The following is a 19,075-nucleotide window of genomic DNA, read 5'->3' as shown; positions in this document are numbered from 1 at the left end:
AGGATAGAAGACATAAACTGTAAAGGGGAATGGCATAAAATGAGAGAACAGACAAAGCAGTATATAAATGGTGAATGGATTGAGAGTACGAGTGGAGAAATGATAGATGTCATCAACCCTGCAACCGGGGAGGTATTCGGCAGAATCGCCAAAGGAAACGCCGAGGATGTTGACAAGGCTGTAGAAGCCGCGCATTCGGTCTATCTGAAATTCCGCCATACACCTGTAGAAGAAAGGCACGAACTGCTGGATAGGATTGTAGTGGAGTATGAAAACCGTAAGAACGATCTGATCGAAACGATTACAGATGAATTGGGTTCTCCTTTGAAAATGTCCGAGGAAACACATTATCAAGCAGGTCTCAATCACTTCAAAGCTGCCAGGGATGCGCTGGATACTTTTGAATTCGAAGAACAGAGAGGAGACCACCTGGTCGTCAAAGAAGCAATTGGTGTTGCTGGACTGATTACACCATGGAACTTCCCGACCAACCAGACTTCATTGAAACTGGCGGGGGCGATCGCTGCCGGCAGTACTGTCGTTATGAAACCATCGGAGGAAACACCTTTTGCAGCAATCATCCTGGCAGAAATCTTCGACAAGGCCGGTGTACCGAAAGGTGTCTTCAATCTCGTCAATGGAGATGGTGAAGGTGTAGGCAATCCGCTCAGCGAACATCCGAAAGTACGTATGATATCCTTTACGGGCTCCGGTTCCACCGGCTCCAAAATCATGGAAAAAGCAAGTAGAGACTTTAAGAAAGTCTCTCTTGAACTGGGCGGCAAATCCCCGCTCATCATTCTGGAAGATGCTGATATTGCAGAGGCTGCCAAAATCGCTGTCAAAAAAGTTGTCCATAATTCAGGACAGGTATGTACTGCCGGCACAAGAACGCTGATTTCTGAATCGAAGAAAGAAGCATTCCTTGAAGCTGCGAAGCGGGAAATGGAACAGGTGAACGTAGGTCGTCCCCGTGAAGAAGGCACAACCATAGGTCCATTGATCAGCAGAAAGCAGTTCGATACGGTCCAGTCCTATATTGAAAAGGGAACGAAAGAAGGCGCGACGCTTTTCCACGGGGGAAGTGGCCAGCCGGAAAATCTCGATAAAGGGTATTATGTCAAACCGACAATATTCTCGGATGTCAGAAACGATATGACGATTGCACAGGAGGAGATATTTGGACCTGTAATGTCCGTCATCACGTACAAAAACCTGGATGAAGCCATTGAAATCGCGAATGATACGAAATACGGCCTTGCTGGATATGTATTCGGTGAAGACATGGAAACGCTCAAGCATGTCGCACGCAGTATTGAGGCAGGCACTGTTGAGATCAATGGTGCAAAAGGACGTACCGACCTGCCGTTCGGCGGATATAAGCAATCAGGTATCGGCCGCGAATGGGGCGACTATGGCATCGAGGAATTTCTTGAGGTCAAAGCCATAAAAGGCTATTTTAAATAATATTCAATACTCACCCCAATTCATCCATGGATTGGGGTATAAGTACGTATGGAAAAGGAGGAGAAATCATGAAGAAACTGATGAATGATCGGGAAAGCTTTTTGACGGATATGATTGATGGTCTGAAACTGCGTGATGAGGCCATTGATATCATCGAAGAGACGGTGGTAGTCAGAAGAGACAAGAAACAGAGCGGTGTCGCACTCGTATCAGGTGGCGGAAGCGGCCATGAACCTGCACATGCAGGATATGTCGCTGAAGGAATGCTTGATGCTGCGGTATGTGGTGAGGTATTCACCTCTCCAACTCCAGATAAAGTGCTGGCGGCAATAAAGGCTGCGGATAATGGAGATGGGGTGCTGCTCATCATCAAGAATTATAGCGGTGATGTCATGAACTTCGAGATGGCCCAGGAAATGGCACAAGCAGAAGGCCATCAGGTATCTTCCGTTGTTGTCAGAGACGATGTTGCGATTGATAATGAAGAACAGAGACGCGGTGTTGCAGGAACCGTCATTGTCCATAAATATGCCGGTTATCTGTCAGACCAGAATCTGCCTTTGGATGAAATTGTCGAAAAGGTGGAGGGTATGATGGAAAGCCTATACTCCATCGGCATGGCGATAGCACCATGCCTTGTACCCACTACAGGAGAGTATGGCTTTGACCTTGATGAAGATGAAATGGAGATCGGCGTCGGCATACACGGAGAAAAAGGAATATACCGTGAGAAGTCGGAAACTGTCGACAAGATTGTAGACCGCATGCTGGAAGAGCTTTTCAAACACACAGACAGTTCCCGCTTGATCGTGATGGTCAATGGCATGGGAGGCACACCGGAAAGTGAGCTCAGTATTGCAACAAAATATGTAATGGAAAATCTGGCATCTCGTAATATCGCTGTTTCCAAGCTGCTGGTCGGCGACTATATGACTGCACTGGATATGCAGGGCTTTTCGCTGACTGTACTGGACGAAGACCAGGATGTTCTGGATAGCCTGGAAGCAAAGACACGATCCAAGTATTTCAAATAGGAGGTTCGAACTATGAATGGTGACAAACTGCTTGAACAGATGCACGGACTGAAGTCTGTTTTCGATGACAAGGAAAGTGAACTTACAGGCCTTGACAGGGAGATTGGCGATGGGGATCATGGGGTGAATATGAAACGCGGATTTTCGGCAGTAAATGAAAAGGTCTCTGCAGGGTCTGCTCCCGAAGTACTGAAACAGACAGGAATGACCTTGATGAGTTCAATCGGCGGAGCAAGTGGACCGCTTTATGGTTTCAGCTTTGTCAAAATGAGCGAAGTTGCAAAAGAAGAGATCGACAAGGAAAACCTAATGGAAATACTTGATGTTTTCGCTGATACAGTAGCCAGCAAAGGTAAGGTTGAAGGTGGCGAGAAGACGATGTATGATGTCATCTCAAAATCTGCCGGGCTGCTCCGGGAAAGTGGTGCTCTCAAACTGGATGACCTTCAGTCGCTTGCTGAGGAAACAGAGGATATGGTTGCAACCAAGGGGCGTGCTGCATATTTCAAAGAACAGTCCAAAGGAACGATAGACCCTGGCGCGCAAAGTGCCGTCTATATTATCCATGCATTGGGAGAGGGTGTTGGAAAATGACCGAAATTCTGATCATCAGTCACAGTAAGGATATAGCAGAAGGTACTAGAGCGCTTGTTTCCCAGATGGCGAAAGATACAGTCATCCAGGCTTCAGGCGGTATGGATGATGGTATCGGTACCAGTGTCGATCAGATCAATGATATGCTCGATCAGGTCCAGGAAGATACAATCTGTTTCTATGATATCGGCTCCAGTAAGATGAACCTTGAAATGGCAGTGGAAATGTATGATGGAAATTATACACTTCACATCTCTGAAGCGCCCATTGTTGAAGGCAGTTTCCTCGCTGCTGTTGAAAATAGTGTCGGCACGGAAACGGATGGAATTCTTGAGAAGCTTCAGGAAATGAAAAAGTAGATGAAGCGAGGTATTCCGCAGTTCTCATCGAGTGCTGCGGAATCTTCATTTCGTTTACTTATCTACATGGAATCCTAGGATGGATTTATAGCTGTTGTAAAATCTCAAAAATACTTCTCCTAATATGATAACGCCGTTGCAACGGCGTTATTTTTTATGGGTATTTATAGTATTGTAAGCTACCTTGAATGTGGGGCGGGAAAGCAGGACAATACCACCTTCTTCCTTTGAGAGTGTTCCTATTTATATAGGAAGTTGTAATTGAACTCTTAGTTTGTTATTATTATTAACGTTGTTTATAGCAGTACTTTTTTACACCTGGCTATCTTTCAGCCACATTTCAGTACAAAAACCAAAGGAGGATATTTGTCCTATGGAACATCCTGAACAACCAAGCGGTAAAAAACTGTCGAAAGTTTTTACTTATGCCTCCATCATTGTCGGCCTCATGGTTGTCATTGGTGCATTCATTCCTGATCGATTCGGCATAGTTACAGGCAATGTCGGTTCATGGATCATAGAGTACTTTGGATGGTACTACCTGATTATCACAACAGCAATGGTATTTTTCTCCATCTTCCTCATCTTCAGTCCAATCGGTAAATTGAAACTCGGTAAGCCGTATCACAAACCTGAATTCAGAACCATTTCATGGCTCGCCATGCTTTTCAGTGCGGGTATGGGAATCGGACTTGTCTTCTATGGTGCTGCTGAACCGATCCAGCACTACATGGGACCTCCGACAGCAGATCCACAGACAGATCAAGCAATGGTCGAGGCGATGCGTTCGACTTTCTTCCACTATGGTTTCCACGCCTGGGCAATGTATGGTGTTGTCGCTCTGGCTCTTGCATATTCCCAATTCAGAAAAGGCGAAGTTGGACTTCTATCCAAGACGCTCAGACCAATTCTTGGTAACCGTGTCGATGGTCCGATCGGCGTCGCAGTAGACGTTTTGTCCGTATTTGCAACCATCATCGGTGTTGCAGTCTCTCTTGGTATCGGTACACTTCAGATCAATGGTGGTCTGAACTATCTATTCAACGTCCCGATCAATATTGTGACACAGGGAATCATCATTACTGTAGTAACGTTCCTGTTCCTCCTCAGTGCCTGGAGCGGATTAAGCAAGGGTATCCAGTACTTAAGTAACCTGAATATGGGACTTGCAGGTACGCTTCTCATCGTAGTACTCATTATCGGTCCGACCATGATGATACTGAACATGATGAATACATCTACAGGTGCCATGCTCGATACATTCCTATTTAACAGTCTTGACGTTGCACCGCTCAACCAGCAGAAGAATGACTGGCTTGAAGTATGGACGATCTACTACTGGGGCTGGTGGATGAGTTGGAGTCCATTTGTCGGCATATTCATTGCCAGAGTTTCAAAAGGCCGTACAGTACGTGAGTTCATCATGGCTGTACTACTCGTACCGACTGCAGTCAGTATTCTATGGTTCAGTGTGTTCGGCGTTACGGGCATTGAAATCGGGCAGGCCACACCGTCCATTTTTGAACTGAGCCCTGAAACGATGCTGTTCGGCATATTTAATGAACTGCCATTGAGCATGCTGCTATCAGTCATAGCATTGCTTCTCATCGCATCATTCTTTGTGACATCTGCCGATTCAGCCACTTACGTTCTTGGCATGCAGACGACGTATGGCTCACTTCAGCCATCCAATAAGATAAAAGTGGTATGGGGTATTGCACTTTCCTCCATCGCTTTTGTCCTTCTGCTCTCCGGAGGAGATTCAGGACTGAACGCTTTGCAATCAGCCGCGATTGTATCGGCCTTCCCATTCAGCTTGATCATCATGTCGATGATGGTCTCCTTCTACAAGGATGCAAATGAGGAAAGAAAATATCTCGGCCTTTCCATCACTCCGAACAAACAGCGCATGAAGGAATATGTTGAGAAATCAAAACGTGAACGCGCAGAAGAAATCAAACTCAGAAAACAGATGGAGCAGGAAGCTGAGAATCGGGAATAGGCTTCCCAATCAAGCACCGGATTTTATCCGGTGCTTATTTTTTTACCTTTGATGACGTTTTTAATTATATTGTGCGCTTATCATTTTACAAAGCACCTGCTCTTCATTGATAATTGTATATATTCATAAAAAACTTGCATATTGCTGATTATATTCGAACGTTTGTATCATCTGAAAGAATAAAAATGGAAAGGGAGGCTGAGTCGAATGAATAGAGAGACAGATTTGAGAAGCCGCAGAAAAGATGACCATGTCAGGCATGCTCTCGATCAGGATTCTATAGTGACGGATTCTGACTTCAATCATGTCCATTTCGTTCATCAGTCCATCCCATCCTTCAACCTGGACGAAGTAGATCTGTCTACTCGTATCGGTCCGCTCAAACTTACCCAGCCACTCTATATCAATGCGATGACAGGGGGCAGTGAATGGACACGCACCATCAATGGCAAGTTGGCTGAAGTCGCTGGTGCAACAGGCATACCCATGGCTGTCGGGTCCATGCATGCTGCTCTGAAGCATCCCGAGCTTGCGGATTCTTTCACCATTGTCCGAAATCACAATCCGAATGGCCTCATTTTTGCGAATGTAGGTGCCGACGTATCACTGGAAGGTGCAAAGCGGGCAATTGAATTGATTGGGGCGGATGCGCTTCAGATTCATATCAATGCACCCCAGGAACTCATCATGCCGGAAGGAGATCGCAATTTCAGCACATGGCGTGGAAATATCAAAAATATCGTACAGCACGTGAGCATACCTGTCATTGTCAAAGAGGTTGGATTCGGCATGAGCAGGGAAACACTTCAGATTTTGAAGGATATCGGTGTTCAGCATGCAGATGTGAGTGGTAGAGGCGGTACAAATTTTGCGTCAATCGAAAACGCCCGTCGCGAGAATAAGGACATGGACTACCTCAAAAACTGGGGGCTTTCTACTGCCATTTCATTACTGGAGGCTGAATCATTTGTCGATGATATGTCCATTCTGGCCAGTGGCGGTGTCAAGACACCGCTTGATGCAATGAAATGCCTTGCTCTCGGTGCCAAAGCAGTTGGAATGTCGAGAACAATGCTCGAACAGGTGGAGTACCATGGCATCGAAGCTGCGATAGAATACATCAGTCAGTTTCACCATCAGATGCGGAAAATATCAGTCATGATCAATGCAAGAAATATTGAAGAAATTAATAGACGCTCGATTGTTTTCAGCCCCGAAATTCTATCGTGGCAAAAACAGCGTTCGTTACATAGCTGAGGGAGCCGTTAAAATGACAAAGACGATTACTATTATTGGTGCTGGTGTTGCAGGACTTGCCAGTGCAATCCGTTTGCAGAATGAAGGTTACACTGTCACCATCCTTGAGAAGGAATCCACACCCGGGGGCAAAATGAATCGTATTGATGTCGATGGGTACTATTTCGACCTCGGACCGACCATCGTGATGATGCCCGAGCTCTATAGGGAAGTTTTCGAGCTGGCAGGGCGCAACCCCGATGACTACATCCCGATGCAACGGCTCGATCCGATGTACAGTGGATATTTTGACAATGGTACCAGACAGTATCAGGTGACCAATGATCTCGTACAGAACATCGAAATGTTCGAAGCGATCAGTGATGAAGATGCAGAAGGCTTCATGAGATACTTGAGCGACTTGTATGGTCGGTTCAATGTTGCCAAAAAACATTTTCTCCAAAGACCATTCAGAAGCCAGAAGGATTTCTACAACCCATTCATGATCGGACAGGGGCTCAAACTGCGCACATTGAGCAACGCTGAAAATCTGATGAAGAAGTATATTAAAGATAAGCGTATGAGACAGATGATCAGTTTTCAGACACTCTACATCGGTGTTTCCCCTTTCAAGGGACCATCACTTTATACAATCATTCCAATGATAGAGTTTCTATACGGGGTATGGTTCATCAAGGGCGGCATGCGTACCATGGCTTCCGGCATGGAACGACTGTTCCTGGAACTTGGAGGCAAAATTGAATACGATACAAGTGTCGAACGTATCGTCATAGAGGACCAGAAAGCCATTGGCGTTTCAGTTGATGAAACGTTCATGGCTTCAGATTACATCATGTGCAATGCCGATTTTCCATATGCCTTGAAAAACCTGATCGAAAAGCCGGAACATAAAGGCAAGTATCGTGATGAGAAAATCGATAAGATGGACTATTCCTGCTCATGCTTCGTACTCTATCTTGGTATGGATAGGAAATACCCTGAGATTGATAATGTGCACAACTTTGTATTTTCGGAGGATCTTGATACAAATATCAACCAGATTTTTGAGGGAGACATTCTGGAGGATCCCTCACTCTATATGTACCTTGCTTCAAAAATCGATCCGTCCCTTGCGCCAGAAGATAAGGATGGCATATATATACTGATGCCGGTTTCAGATCTTTCTACGATGAAGTACGAATGGAACGATGAAATAACGCAGTTGTATCGTGATAAGATCATTGAAAAAATCAAAATGCTTCCAGGGATGGGGAATTTCGATCAGGAGATTGTCGCAGAGAAGAGAATGACACCACTCCAGTTTGAAGGTCGCTTCAATGCATATAATGGTGCAACGTTCGGTCTGAGACCGACATTGACACAGAGTAATCATATGAGGCCCCAAAGCAAAGCAACGCACTGTGACAACCTCTACTTTACAGGGAGCAGTACGCATCCAGGTGCTGGTGTACCGATTGTACTGCTGTCTTCAAAGATTGCAGTCGGAGAACTTTTGAAGGATGAAAATCATCGATAGGAGATGTGATCATGATGGAACCCTACACCCCCTCATTGGAAAATGATTACAAAATATGCGAATCCATAATAAAAGAGCACTCCAAAAGCTTCTATTATGCGTTCTCCAGCCTGCCTGAACTGGATGCCAAAGCAGTCTATGCCATCTATGCCTTCTGTCGGATGGCAGATGATGCCATTGATCATGCAGAAGGGACAGGGGAGCGCCTGGAAAACCTTAGAAAACTTGAGGCCGATCTGGATGACTTCGTTGAGGGTGTTCCCCCTGATACTCCGATGTGGCGTGCGTTACAGGACACCTGTGAGCGTTATGCCATTGATAAGTCCATGCTTTATGCCCAGATCAGAGGCCAGGAGATGGACGTCAACTTCGAACAACCGAAAGATATGAAGGCACTCATCGACTATAGCAATCACGTTGCCGGTTCTGTCGGCAGATTACTCCTGCCGATACTATGTGACGACCCGGGTACAGAGCGGAAGATCAACGCAGAAAAACTCGGGGTTGCGATGCAGTTGACCAATATACTGAGAGATGTCGGAGAAGACATGAGGCAGCATGGACGTGTCTACATACCATCGTCCGTTCTCAAAGAGCACGGCTGTGCCATGAATCAGATTGAGCAGGGGAAAATCGATCAAGTATTCATAAATGTGTGGGAAGACCTTGCTGCACAGGCCGAAACACTCTACGACGATTTCAGAAGTGAGATTATCCATTATAAAGAAGAGGCACGGCTCCCTCTCCTGATGTCATTATCCGTCTACCGGGAAATTTTGGATGAAGTGAGAAAGAATCGTTATGACTGCTTTACAAAGCGCAATATCGTTTCCATGGCACGGAAGATGAAGATCAGAAATGAAGAAATTCGGTTTCTGAGAAAAATAAAAGATGCTTAAGAGGTGGGCTACACATGACTGGAAATAAAACAGCACTGGTTATAGGTGGCGGACTCGGTGGATTGTCTGCAGCCATTACGCTGAAGCAGAATGGCTTTGATGTCAGTCTGTATGAGAAGAATACACACCTCGGAGGCAAGCTCAACCGCCATGAACAGGACGGATTTGGATTTGATCTCGGCCCATCTCTTCTTACCATGCCCTATATATTTGAAAGCTTGTTTTCAAAGAGCGGAAAAGTAATGCAGGATTATGTTGAGATCGAGGAACTGCCGTTGCAATGGCGTTCCTTTTTCACCGATGGCAAGCAGATCGATCTATACGCAGACCTGGAAAGAATGGTGCTTGAAAACCCCGATCTTACAGAGCGGGATATGAAGGAATACCGTGCGTTTTTGAAATATGCAGGAAGAATCGATCGTCTGACTCTGCCCGGCTACTTCGAAAAAGGTCTGGATAACATTCGCTCCATCATCCGGTTCCACGGTCCCTTGACAGCACTTAGAGGGTTCGACTACTTCTCCACCATGCAACAGGGGATAGACAGGCGTGTCAGTAACCTGCATCTGAGGGACATGCTTGGATACTTCATCAAGTATGTTGGTTCTAGTTCCTATAACGCTCCGGCGGTACTGAATATGATGGCTCATATGCAGCACGAACAGGGTGTCTGGTATGTCAAAGGTGGACTGCATAAACTGGCAGAAGGTATCGCACAGCTGGCCCGGGACATCGGTGTCGAAATACATACCGGCCAGGCAATACAGACAGCCATCACCGGTGGGCAGAAAGAAATCCAGTATATCGTACTTGAGGACAGCAGCAGAGTGAGCGCTGATTATATCATTTCCAATATGGAAGTATTGCCGTTCTATCGCCACATTCTCGATACCTCACCTGAAAATATGGCAACTCTCGAGCAGAAGTTCGAGCCTGCGAGTTCCGGCCTCGTCCTCCATCTTGGTGTTGACCGTATGTATCCGCAGCTCGGACACCATAACTTCTTCTTTTCCAAAGATTCAAAGAAGAACTACAAAGAAGTATTCGATAAAAAAGTCATGCCGAGCGATCCAACCATCTATCTCGTGAATACGAACAAGACGGATGCCACCCAAGCACCCCCGGGCCATGAAAATCTGAAGATACTTCCTCACATACCGCCCCTCCAGCAAAAGGAATATACCAAGGCGGATTATCTCGCATTCAGGGAAACTGTACTTCAGAAGCTTGAGAATATGGGATTGACAGACCTCAGACAGCATATCGTGTCGGAGTATATGCTTACACCCCACGATATACAATCCCTTTATTTTTCAGACCATGGGGCAATATACGGCACGGTATCAGACCGGAGCAGGAACAAAGGTTTCAAGCACCCAAAAAAAGCTCAGGATATCACCAACTTGTATTTTGTCGGAGGCACCGTCAACCCAGGAGGCGGCATGCCGATGGTCACACTGAGTGGCCAGCAGACTGCCGCAATGATCACAGACCAGGAAAGAAGTGGAAAATGATATGTTATGGCATCTGACCTGGCCCGTCATTCTCCTGGCTTGTCTTATGTCGGGCTGGGTCATCTTCGCCCGTCCACAGTTCATTCAAAGAAAAATTTCCGAGGAGCATCGTATAAGCATCATCATTCCAGCACGCAATGAAGCCCATAACCTGCCCAATCTGCTCGGAAGCATCAATAAGCAGAAAGGACAGGTGGTTGAAGTAATCGTTGCCGATGACGGATCGACCGATGGGACATCGGATATTGCCCGCTCTTTCAATGCGACAGTCATAGCTGTTCCGGAAGGCGAATGGCGTGGCAAAAGTCATGCATGCTACCACGGTGCCCACCATGCGCGATACGACATGCTTGCATTCATGGATGCAGATACAGTTCTGTCCGATAAGCAATCACTATCACGCATAATGTACCAGTATCAGCAGCAGGACAGTAGCGGTGTACTTTCGATTCAGCCATACCATCATACTGAGAGACCATATGAAACATTGTCTGCCCCATTCAATATTGTCACTGCCCTCGGCATGAACATATTTTCCCTCTTCAAGGACAGAGTTCGAACGAATTCCGTCTTTGGCCCTTTCCTGATGACCAGCCGTAACGACTACATACTTACAGGCGGACATCAGAGCGCACAGGAGACCATAATAGAAGGGATGGGCATACAACAGGGCTATCAGGCAAAAGGCCTTCCTACAACGCTTTACCTGGGTCACGGCGTCCTGCAGTTCAGAATGTATCCGGAAGGTCTGGCTTCTGTCATCAATGGGTGGAAAAAGCATATTGCAATCGGGGCAGGCAATACACAGCCGTGGATCATGCTGATGATCATGCTCTGGATTGGAGGCAGCATCGCCACGACTGGCTACCTCATTACGACATTGATAGGTGATTTCGGCACGCTCGCCCTGCCCATCTCTTTCTATTTCATATATGCATTACAGTTCAGATGGATGTGCCACCGACTGATCCGCATCCCATGGTTCTACACATTGCTCCATCCTCTATATATACTCTTTTTCTTCCATGTCTACGGACAATCGTTTATTCAGACCCACTTGTTTAAAAAAACGGAATGGAAGGGCCGCACAATTGATCTTAAGAAAAAGAAGTGAAATTTCCCAGGCAATAAAAAACGGAACAGAGGATCAGTCCTCTGTTCCGTTTTGTCTATTCTCTTTGAACTGATGTGCATCTTTTAGAATACCGATAACACCGTTAGGTGTGTAATTCAGATCATCGGTGATTGTCTTGAAGGTGACATTCTTATTTTCATCAATATGATAGAGGATGATGTCATCTTCTGTAATACTCTCTGCTTCTGCTGTATCCAATTCTGTAATTTCATGATCATCGATAAACCGGCTGAACCAGTAGTAGGTGAACCTGTCGTCGAATAGTATATGGTGCCTGATTACTTGCTCAATATTGTTTCTTACTTTTTCGCTGTCGACAGGTGGTGTCAGCATGCCTACGTTCCTCAAACCGAATTCCTGGGAAAGTTCGTTGAATGCCAAATGGTTGAAAGTATAGGACCGTGTCGTCAGTAGACACTGGTCATACTTTGTGAGGTCTGTCCGAACCCGTTCTTCTTTGGAGAGCAGGTTGCCTTCAAATGTTTCCAGTCCATACTCCTGAGCTTTTTTCGTCTCGGAGTTCAGAAGATCTGAAATGAGTACTGGTATACCATGACCGTCCAGCTTTTTTGCCAGAGCCAGGGAGAACATATTCTCCCCAAGTAGGATTACTCCTGGCGGACTGGTGCTTGACAGCTTCATCCATTTACTCAACGGCTTGAAACTGAAGCCGTAGATGACCACCGTCACAAACACGAAACCGAATGTGACCGGAACAATGAAGTCTGCCATTCTCACTTCCTCACTGATGAACAGACCGGCAAAGAATTCCGCCACTGCCAGAGCAACGATCCCCCGGGGAGCGACAAAGGATATGAAAGTACGTTCCTTAAGTGAGATTTCAGTATTGATTGTCGAAAGAAGAATGTATATCGGTCGAATGACCAGAATCATGATGACGCAGAATAGTGCAAGCTGCCAGTTGAGTACTTCGCCCAGAACCTCTCTGGTCAATGATGAAGTAATCAGAATGAAGACAGTCGATAACAGTATCAATGTCATTTCCTCTATGAAATGGTCGGATTCCTTATAGATAAGACTATGATTTTTCAGGCGGGCCATGACCAGCCCAAAGATGGTTACTGCAAGCAGACCCGACTCATGAAGTACAGTATGGCTGATGCTGAAGATCAGCAGGATGAAGATGAATTGTACGGGTGCCATAAGGTTCTGGGGAATGAAATCTTTTTTTATCAGCCACCTGAACAGATAGGAAGCCCCATATCCAAGGAGAAATGCAACAGCGAAGCCGATGATATAATCCATAAGATAACCGATTCCGAAACCTTCATTGATAATCTGGAACATATAGAAAGCAAATAGAGCAAAAAGAGGACCTACTGGATCCAGAATGATACTTTCCCATCTCAGTATCGAATTGACTGAATTCTTTACTTTTGCCTGCTTGAGCAGCGGTTGGATTACGGTGGGGCCCGTCACTATGAATAGTCCTGCCATTACAAAAGATATCGATAATGGGAAGCCGAATATGAAGTACATGGCCAAAGTACCCAACAGCCAGGCGAGCACCGCGCCCACAGTAATAATTCGGGTAACGGCTTTGGAAACACCGGGCAGCTCCCGGTAATCCAGATTACTGCTGCCTTCGAACAAAATAATGGCGACAGCAAGTGATACAATCGTACTGAATAGCTCACTGCCCATCATCTGTTCCGGATTTACCAGTTGGAATACGGGGCCGATGAGCAGACCGACAATCGACATCACGACGATTGGCGGCCACTTGATTATCGCTGCGAGCCATTGGCTCAGTATTCCCAAGCTGATGAACACTACGATGAGCAGCATCAATGGCAGTTCTATATCCATTACACCCTTCCTTCCTTTAAAACACATAGTAGATTTGATATGAATGAAATGCGAATCCATAAAAAGACAGATACGAAGTCATATCCTGATTTCCGTATCTGTCTCTTACCCTTTTTTAACTATTTTACTATCATCACAGGAATATTCGCTCTTTTGGCAACCTTGTGACTGACACTGCCAAGCACCATTTCCTGCAAACCGTTCAACCCTCTTGTGCCAAGCAGAACAACGTCATAGTCTCCGGAATTTGCCACTTTGACTACTGTTTCCTTTGGTTCTCCGTGTTCAAAGAGCGTTTCATACCGGATATTGTTATCATTGAAGAAATCAGTGATTTTCGAAAGTTTCTCCAATCGCTCCCTTTCAAGACTCCTGCTGTTTGATCCATGGAGTACATCTGATTTGGAATCTGCATATCCGATAATATTGAGAATGGTAACTATGGCATCTTCATGATAGAACTTTTTCACTTCCTGCGCAGCTCTGTAACTGTTCTCAGAACCATCGGCAGCAAGCAGAATCGCCTTATACATTAAAACTCCCCCTTATATCAGTTCTTCCTTATTGATCATGCTCAGTTCATTGATGATTTTCCGGCTGTCCTTGTTCAGATTCCTGATGGAGACCCGGTTGCCTTTACGCTTCAGTTTAGTGATCATAGAATCAATGGCATCGACGCCGGAGTCATCCCATATGTGCGCGTTGGTGAAATCAAGTTCGATCGCCTTATTCTCCTCATCCAGATCAATCTGATTCATCATCGTATCGACAGAGGCGAAGAACACCTGACCATTGAAACGATAACTTACAGCACCCTCTGTTTCCGTCCTGTCCACTTCAACATTCGATATCTTCGTTGCGAAGAACAGTGCGCTGAGGATGACACCAGCAATGACACCGATGGCCAGATTATGCGTCATGAGTACAATCGCTACCGTCACGACCATGACGACCGCATCGGTTCTTGGTGCTCTGACCATGTATTTGAATGAGCCCCAGTCGAATGTACCGATTGCCACCATGACCATGATGCCAGCCAGAATCGGCATCGGTACCTGTACGACCAGATCACCAAGTACGATGATCAGGAATATCAGAACAGTACCGGCAGTGAATGTCGACAATCTGGTCGTCGCACCAGAACGGACGTTGATGATCGACTGTCCGATCATTGCACAGCCACCCATGCCGCCAAAGAATCCTGCGATGATATTGGATATGCCCTGCCCACGGGATTCACGATTCTTGCTGCTGTAGGAATCTGTTGCATCATCCACAATCTTAGCTGTCAGCAGACTTTCAACCAGACCGACAATTGCCATGGAAATGGAGAATGGCAGAATGATTCTCAAAGTTTCAAGCGTATAGGGTACATCCGGAATGATGAAGCTTGGCAGAGAGCGCTCGATTGCACCAAGGTCACCCACTGTCCTGACCTCCGCCCCCATGAACAGATAGATTGCCGTCAGCAGGACGATGGCAATAAGTGGGGCAGGGATCGCCTTGAAAAAGCGTGGTACAAGATAGACGATCAGCAATGTAACAGCGACATAGACGTATGTGGAAATCGAGATGCCAAAAATATGCTCGATTTGCGAAGTGAATATCATGACAGCCAGTGCATTGACAAAGCCAAGCATTACCGACTTCGGAATGAACTTCATCAACTTGCCAATTTTAAGTATGCCAAGCACGAGCTGGATTAAACCCATCAGCAATGTTGCGGCAAGCAGGTATTCAACGCCATGCTCACTGACCAGTGGGGTGACGAGCAATGCAATTGCTCCAGTTGCAGCAGATATCATTGCGGGACGGCCACCGAGAATCGAAATCGATACGGCAATAATGAAGGACGCATAAAGTCCGACCATTGGATCCACTCCTGCAATAATCGAGAAGGCGATGGCTTCCGGAATCAAGGCCAGTGCAACGACAATGCCTGCAAGTATATTCGTTTTTGGATCGGTCAACCATTCTTTCTTCAAAATATCTATCATTTTTTACGCTCCTAATTTATAATTCATAGAGCCTATTATAATCGCAACAGTTTCAAATGTATATCCCTTTTTGAAATTATAGATGAACAGTAGAAATATTAGGAGGGCTGAAAATGAAATATGGCTACGTCAGACCAGTTGAACTTAATGATTCCATGGAGGATCAGCAAAAAGTACTGTACAAGCATGTTGATCACATATATCAGGAAACACACGATAAAACCAAAGGAAGAGACCAGTTGGAAGCGTTGATGTCCGCTTTGCAGGATGGGGACACGCTCTACGCTGCAGATCTCTTCATACTGGCCGACTCTACTAAACAGCTGGTAGATCTGATCAATGAAGCCGCCGGTAAAAAGGCCAGCATAGTGATTCTGAATAAGAAGCTGGTCATCGATTCGGAAAACACCTTCACTTTTGGGCACTCACTCAACCTTATCTCGGAATTTCAGAGTGATGTTGTCAAATTCAGGACACGTCTGGGTATGCACGAAGCATCAACTAAAGGAAAACAGCTCGGCCGTCCGAAACGCAGTGACGATAATATCAAGAAGGCCGTCAAGATGTACATGTCCAAGAAATATACGCTGGATGAAATAAAAGAAGAGACGAACATCAGCCGGGCAACACTTTATCGGCATCTTGATCTATAGATCTATAGATGGGAGAGGGCCTGTGTCTTCTTCTATTTCTTCTTCAAAAAGCCTTGGATGACAGCACTCTTGCCCTGGTGCATAGGGCCCTCGCTACGGCGGACAATCACTTCTTTCAGTTCTATGACTTCCACATGATATTTTTCGAGCTCTCTTCTTAGATCTGCTGCATCAAACATCATATGGATATCTTTCGGGCCACCTGTCTGGAACTCGATCTGTCTTTTTGAATATAGTTCCAAAACAATATACCCACCAGGCTTTACACATTCAGCGAGATTTCTGACCATCTCCCTTTTGCCTTCTGGTAGCACATGGCCGAAAACATTGATGGAAATATCATATTCACTTTTCGGAAGTGCATCAGACTCTGTAATATCCTGTAGATTGGTTTTAACAGCCACACCTTCAGATTGCGCCAATTTCCCAGTCTTATCGATGCCCACCTGCGAAAGATCATAAGCTGTGACATCATGACCAAGCTTGGCCATATATACCGCATTGCGGCCCTCACCCTCAGCAAGCAGTGCCACCTTCATATTACCCTTCTTATTGAAAATGGATTTTATCCAAGCATTCGGCTCTGTACCATAAATATATTCTTCCACATCAAATTTTTCATCCCAATGGTTCATGATCTACCTTCTTTCATTATAGAATTCCACACTTGAGTAAACCATACTGCGATGGAAATAATGGGGCAAGCCATATGCCCAATCAATATTTTTGGATTAAACCCATATGACCTCTACAATAAGTATGAACAGATTTTAAATGGAGGTAGATCATATGAAAAATGAACAGATTGTTCTTGCTAAACGACCGGAAGGCGTACCGGGAGATGATGTATTCAGATTTGAAGAAGTCGAGGTGGAACAGCCATCTTCCGGAGAAGTACTGGTTAAGCCATTGTATATATCAGTCGATCCCTACATGCGCGGACGAATGTCCGATGCCAAGTCGTATGTTGCGCCTTATGAACTCGACAAACCGCTCCAAGGTCATATTGTGGGGGAAATCGTAGAATCCAAAGATGACGCTTTTAAAGAAGGGGATCATGTTGTTGGCGTGCTTCCATGGCAGCGTTATATCACCGTTACTACAGATCGTATATCCAAAATACAGAACACTGATGTACCGCTTCATCTCTATTTAAGCACACTTGGTATGACAGGACAGACGGCTTATCATGGACTATTAAAAATAGGTCAGCCGAAAGAAGGAGAAACGGTCGTTGTTTCTGCTGCCTCAGGTGCTGTCGGTTCTGTTGTTGGACAGATAGCAAAACTGAAAGGTGCAAGAGTAGTCGGCATTGCAGGGGGAGAAGAGAAGGTCAACTACCTCACAGAAACACTCGGCTTCGATGCTGGAGTGGATTATAAAGCAGATGACTTTGAAGAATCATTCAAAACCGCGGTGCCGGATGGTGTCGATGTCTATTTTGAAAATGTTGGTGGCGAAGTATCGGATGTTGTGCTCAAGCAACTTAACACATTTGCACGTGTACCGGTATGCGGTACCATTTCCAGCTACAATAACAGAGAAGAAGATATCGGTCCACGTATTCAAGGGATACTCGTAAAAACACAGGCTTTGATGCAGGGGTTCATTGTCGGCAACTACAGCGACGACTTCGAAGCAGCTGGAAAAGAACTGGCCGAATGGGTCCAGAATGACAGGATCCACACGGAAGTCTCTATCGAAGAAGGATTTGAGAATGTACCAAAAGCTTTCAGATACTTGTTTGAAGGTAAAAACTTCGGCAAACAGGTTGTTAAAGTATAAAGACCATATAGATGTAACAAGCTCCGGATACAAGTATCCGGAGCTTGTTCTACCATGTAAATGCAAACCATCTATCAGGAAAAGATTTCATCTATCCTGCTGATTTCCGCTTCAGTCAGTTCAATTTCCGCCGCTCTGAGGTTGGAACGGATCTGTTCACCATTTTTAGCTCCAGGAATCAAAAGATCCATGGAAGGACGCGTCAGATAGAATGCGAGAACGATATGCGCCACTTCCTCGCCTTTTTCTTCTGCAATCTTCTTCAGTTCATCGACTTTTTTCAAGTTTTCCTTGAACTGTTCCTCCTTGTAGAAGGGAAGGTCTGCTCTCAGATCTTCAAATTTGGTATTCTCATCGTATTTACCAGCGAGAAGTCCGGCAGCCAGTGGAAAGTAAGGAACGAAAGTAATCTGGTTATCTGCAGTGTATTCCAGCAGATCTTTCTCAGCCGAACGATCAAAAAGATTGTACTGACCTTGATAGACGTCGACATGTCCATTCTTGTCTGCTTCTTTAAGCTGCTCAATGGAGAAGTTGGATACACCGATTGCACGTATCTTTCCTTGTGACTTCAGTTCAGCCAGCGCCTCTACTGCTTCGTCTTTTGACGTGTCCTCATCAGGGAAGTGTATATAGAACAGATCGATGTAGTCCGTCTGCAACCTCTTGAGTGCATCTTCTACAGCCTGCTTGAGAAATTCCGGCGAATTGTCGAAATACTGGTCACCCGACTCATCAAATGCATGTGCCGCTTTGGTTGCGATTACGATGTCTTCGCGATTGTAGTCCTTGATTGCTTCACCTACCAGCTCTTCAGAACGCTCGGGACCATATATATAGGCTGTATCAATCAAAGTGACACCCGCATCGATGGCATCTCTGACGACTTGACGACCTGCCTCTTCATCAAGATTCTGATACAGATTGTGTCCACCCACCGCGTTTGCACCTAGAGCAATAGGATGAACCCTGATGCCGGACTTTCCAAGTTCAATAGATCTAGCCATAATTAAAACTCCCTTCCTTTGAGTGG

Annotated in this window: 17 protein-coding genes; 12 read left to right on the top strand and 5 right to left on the bottom strand. The window is 45.6% G+C overall.

The window, feature by feature from the left end; genetic code table 11:
* Positions 1-39 precede the first annotated feature (39 nt).
* The 10 genes from GQ671_RS10455 to GQ671_RS10410 all read left to right on the top strand — a co-directional run bounded on the left by GQ671_RS10455 (position 40) and on the right by GQ671_RS10410 (position 11,756).
* A complete protein-coding gene (locus GQ671_RS10455) occupies positions 40-1,467 on the top strand; it encodes an aldehyde dehydrogenase family protein (protein ID WP_160656727.1) in 1,428 nt (475 codons plus the stop codon).
* Positions 1,468-1,532: 65 nt separating this feature from the next.
* Positions 1,533-2,501: a dihydroxyacetone kinase subunit DhaK gene (gene dhaK, locus GQ671_RS10450; protein ID WP_322789482.1), complete on the top strand. Its 969-nt coding sequence runs from the start codon at positions 1,533-1,535 to the stop codon at positions 2,499-2,501.
* 12 nt (positions 2,502-2,513) lie between these two features.
* On the top strand, positions 2,514-3,095 hold the full coding sequence (gene dhaL, locus GQ671_RS10445) for a dihydroxyacetone kinase subunit DhaL (protein ID WP_160656720.1): 582 nt from the start codon (positions 2,514-2,516) through the stop codon (positions 3,093-3,095).
* Complete coding sequence (gene dhaM / locus GQ671_RS10440; RefSeq protein ID WP_160656718.1) at positions 3,092-3,454, top strand: dihydroxyacetone kinase phosphoryl donor subunit DhaM; 363 nt, start codon at positions 3,092-3,094, stop codon at positions 3,452-3,454. Before dhaL ends, dhaM begins: the two co-directional genes overlap by 4 nt.
* 373 nt (positions 3,455-3,827) lie before the next feature.
* Positions 3,828-5,456, top strand: a complete 1,629-nt coding sequence (locus tag GQ671_RS10435) for a BCCT family transporter (protein ID WP_160656715.1) — start codon at positions 3,828-3,830, stop codon at positions 5,454-5,456.
* A gap of 207 nt (positions 5,457-5,663) precedes the next feature.
* Positions 5,664-6,713, top strand: a complete 1,050-nt coding sequence (gene fni, locus GQ671_RS10430; protein WP_160656712.1) for a type 2 isopentenyl-diphosphate Delta-isomerase — start codon at positions 5,664-5,666, stop codon at positions 6,711-6,713.
* Between the two features lie 13 nt (positions 6,714-6,726).
* On the top strand, positions 6,727-8,229 hold the full coding sequence (locus tag GQ671_RS10425; RefSeq protein ID WP_160656709.1) for a phytoene desaturase family protein: 1,503 nt from the start codon (positions 6,727-6,729) through the stop codon (positions 8,227-8,229).
* Positions 8,230-8,240: 11 nt separating this feature from the next.
* Positions 8,241-9,128 carry a phytoene/squalene synthase family protein gene (locus tag GQ671_RS10420; protein ID WP_160656706.1) on the top strand — a complete coding sequence of 296 codons (888 nt, stop codon included), beginning with the start codon at positions 8,241-8,243 and terminating at the stop codon, positions 9,126-9,128.
* A gap of 14 nt (positions 9,129-9,142) precedes the next feature.
* Positions 9,143-10,642 (top strand): phytoene desaturase family protein, encoded by a 1,500-nt coding sequence (locus GQ671_RS10415; protein ID WP_160656703.1) that lies wholly within the window; start codon positions 9,143-9,145, stop codon positions 10,640-10,642.
* Between the two features lies 1 nt (position 10,643).
* Entirely contained in the window at positions 10,644-11,756 is a 1,113-nt protein-coding gene (locus GQ671_RS10410; RefSeq protein ID WP_160656700.1) for a glycosyltransferase, read from the top strand.
* Positions 11,757-11,789: 33 nt separating this feature from the next.
* Here the strand turns inward: GQ671_RS10410 and GQ671_RS10405 are convergent, their stop codons facing one another.
* From GQ671_RS10405 to GQ671_RS10395, 3 genes are all read right to left on the bottom strand, one after another.
* Entirely contained in the window at positions 11,790-13,607 is a 1,818-nt protein-coding gene (locus GQ671_RS10405) for a cation:proton antiporter (RefSeq protein WP_160656697.1), read from the bottom strand.
* 119 nt (positions 13,608-13,726) lie between these two features.
* Positions 13,727-14,140: a universal stress protein gene (locus tag GQ671_RS10400; protein ID WP_160656694.1), complete on the bottom strand. Its 414-nt coding sequence runs from the start codon at positions 14,138-14,140 to the stop codon at positions 13,727-13,729.
* Positions 14,141-14,152: 12 nt separating this feature from the next.
* Positions 14,153-15,604: a SulP family inorganic anion transporter gene (locus GQ671_RS10395; RefSeq protein WP_160656691.1), complete on the bottom strand. Its 1,452-nt coding sequence runs from the start codon at positions 15,602-15,604 to the stop codon at positions 14,153-14,155.
* Between the two features lie 113 nt (positions 15,605-15,717).
* On the opposite strand from GQ671_RS10395, the gene GQ671_RS10390 reads away from it, so the two are divergent.
* The gene (locus GQ671_RS10390; protein ID WP_160656687.1) at positions 15,718-16,257 is read left to right on the top strand and encodes a recombinase family protein; all 540 of its coding nucleotides are present in this window, start codon (positions 15,718-15,720) and stop codon (positions 16,255-16,257) included.
* 32 nt (positions 16,258-16,289) lie between these two features.
* Here GQ671_RS10390 and GQ671_RS10385 read toward each other — a convergent pair whose 3' ends face one another.
* On the bottom strand, positions 16,290-16,892 hold the full coding sequence (locus tag GQ671_RS10385; RefSeq protein WP_160656684.1) for a class I SAM-dependent methyltransferase: 603 nt from the start codon (positions 16,890-16,892) through the stop codon (positions 16,290-16,292).
* Between the two features lie 154 nt (positions 16,893-17,046).
* Between GQ671_RS10385 and GQ671_RS10380 the strand changes: the two genes are divergently transcribed.
* Positions 17,047-18,042 (top strand): NADP-dependent oxidoreductase, encoded by a 996-nt coding sequence (locus GQ671_RS10380; protein WP_160656682.1) that lies wholly within the window; start codon positions 17,047-17,049, stop codon positions 18,040-18,042.
* A gap of 74 nt (positions 18,043-18,116) precedes the next feature.
* On the opposite strand, the gene GQ671_RS10375 is transcribed toward GQ671_RS10380, so the two are convergent.
* Positions 18,117-19,049, bottom strand: coding sequence for an aldo/keto reductase (locus GQ671_RS10375; RefSeq protein WP_160656679.1), 933 nt, complete (start codon positions 19,047-19,049; stop codon positions 18,117-18,119).
* Positions 19,050-19,075 lie beyond the last annotated feature (26 nt).

It is taken from the genome of Salinicoccus hispanicus (assembly GCF_009831115.1).
GTDB lineage: Bacteria > Bacillota > Bacilli > Staphylococcales > Salinicoccaceae > Salinicoccus > Salinicoccus hispanicus.
This window is presented reverse-complemented; position numbering and strand designations above follow the sequence as displayed.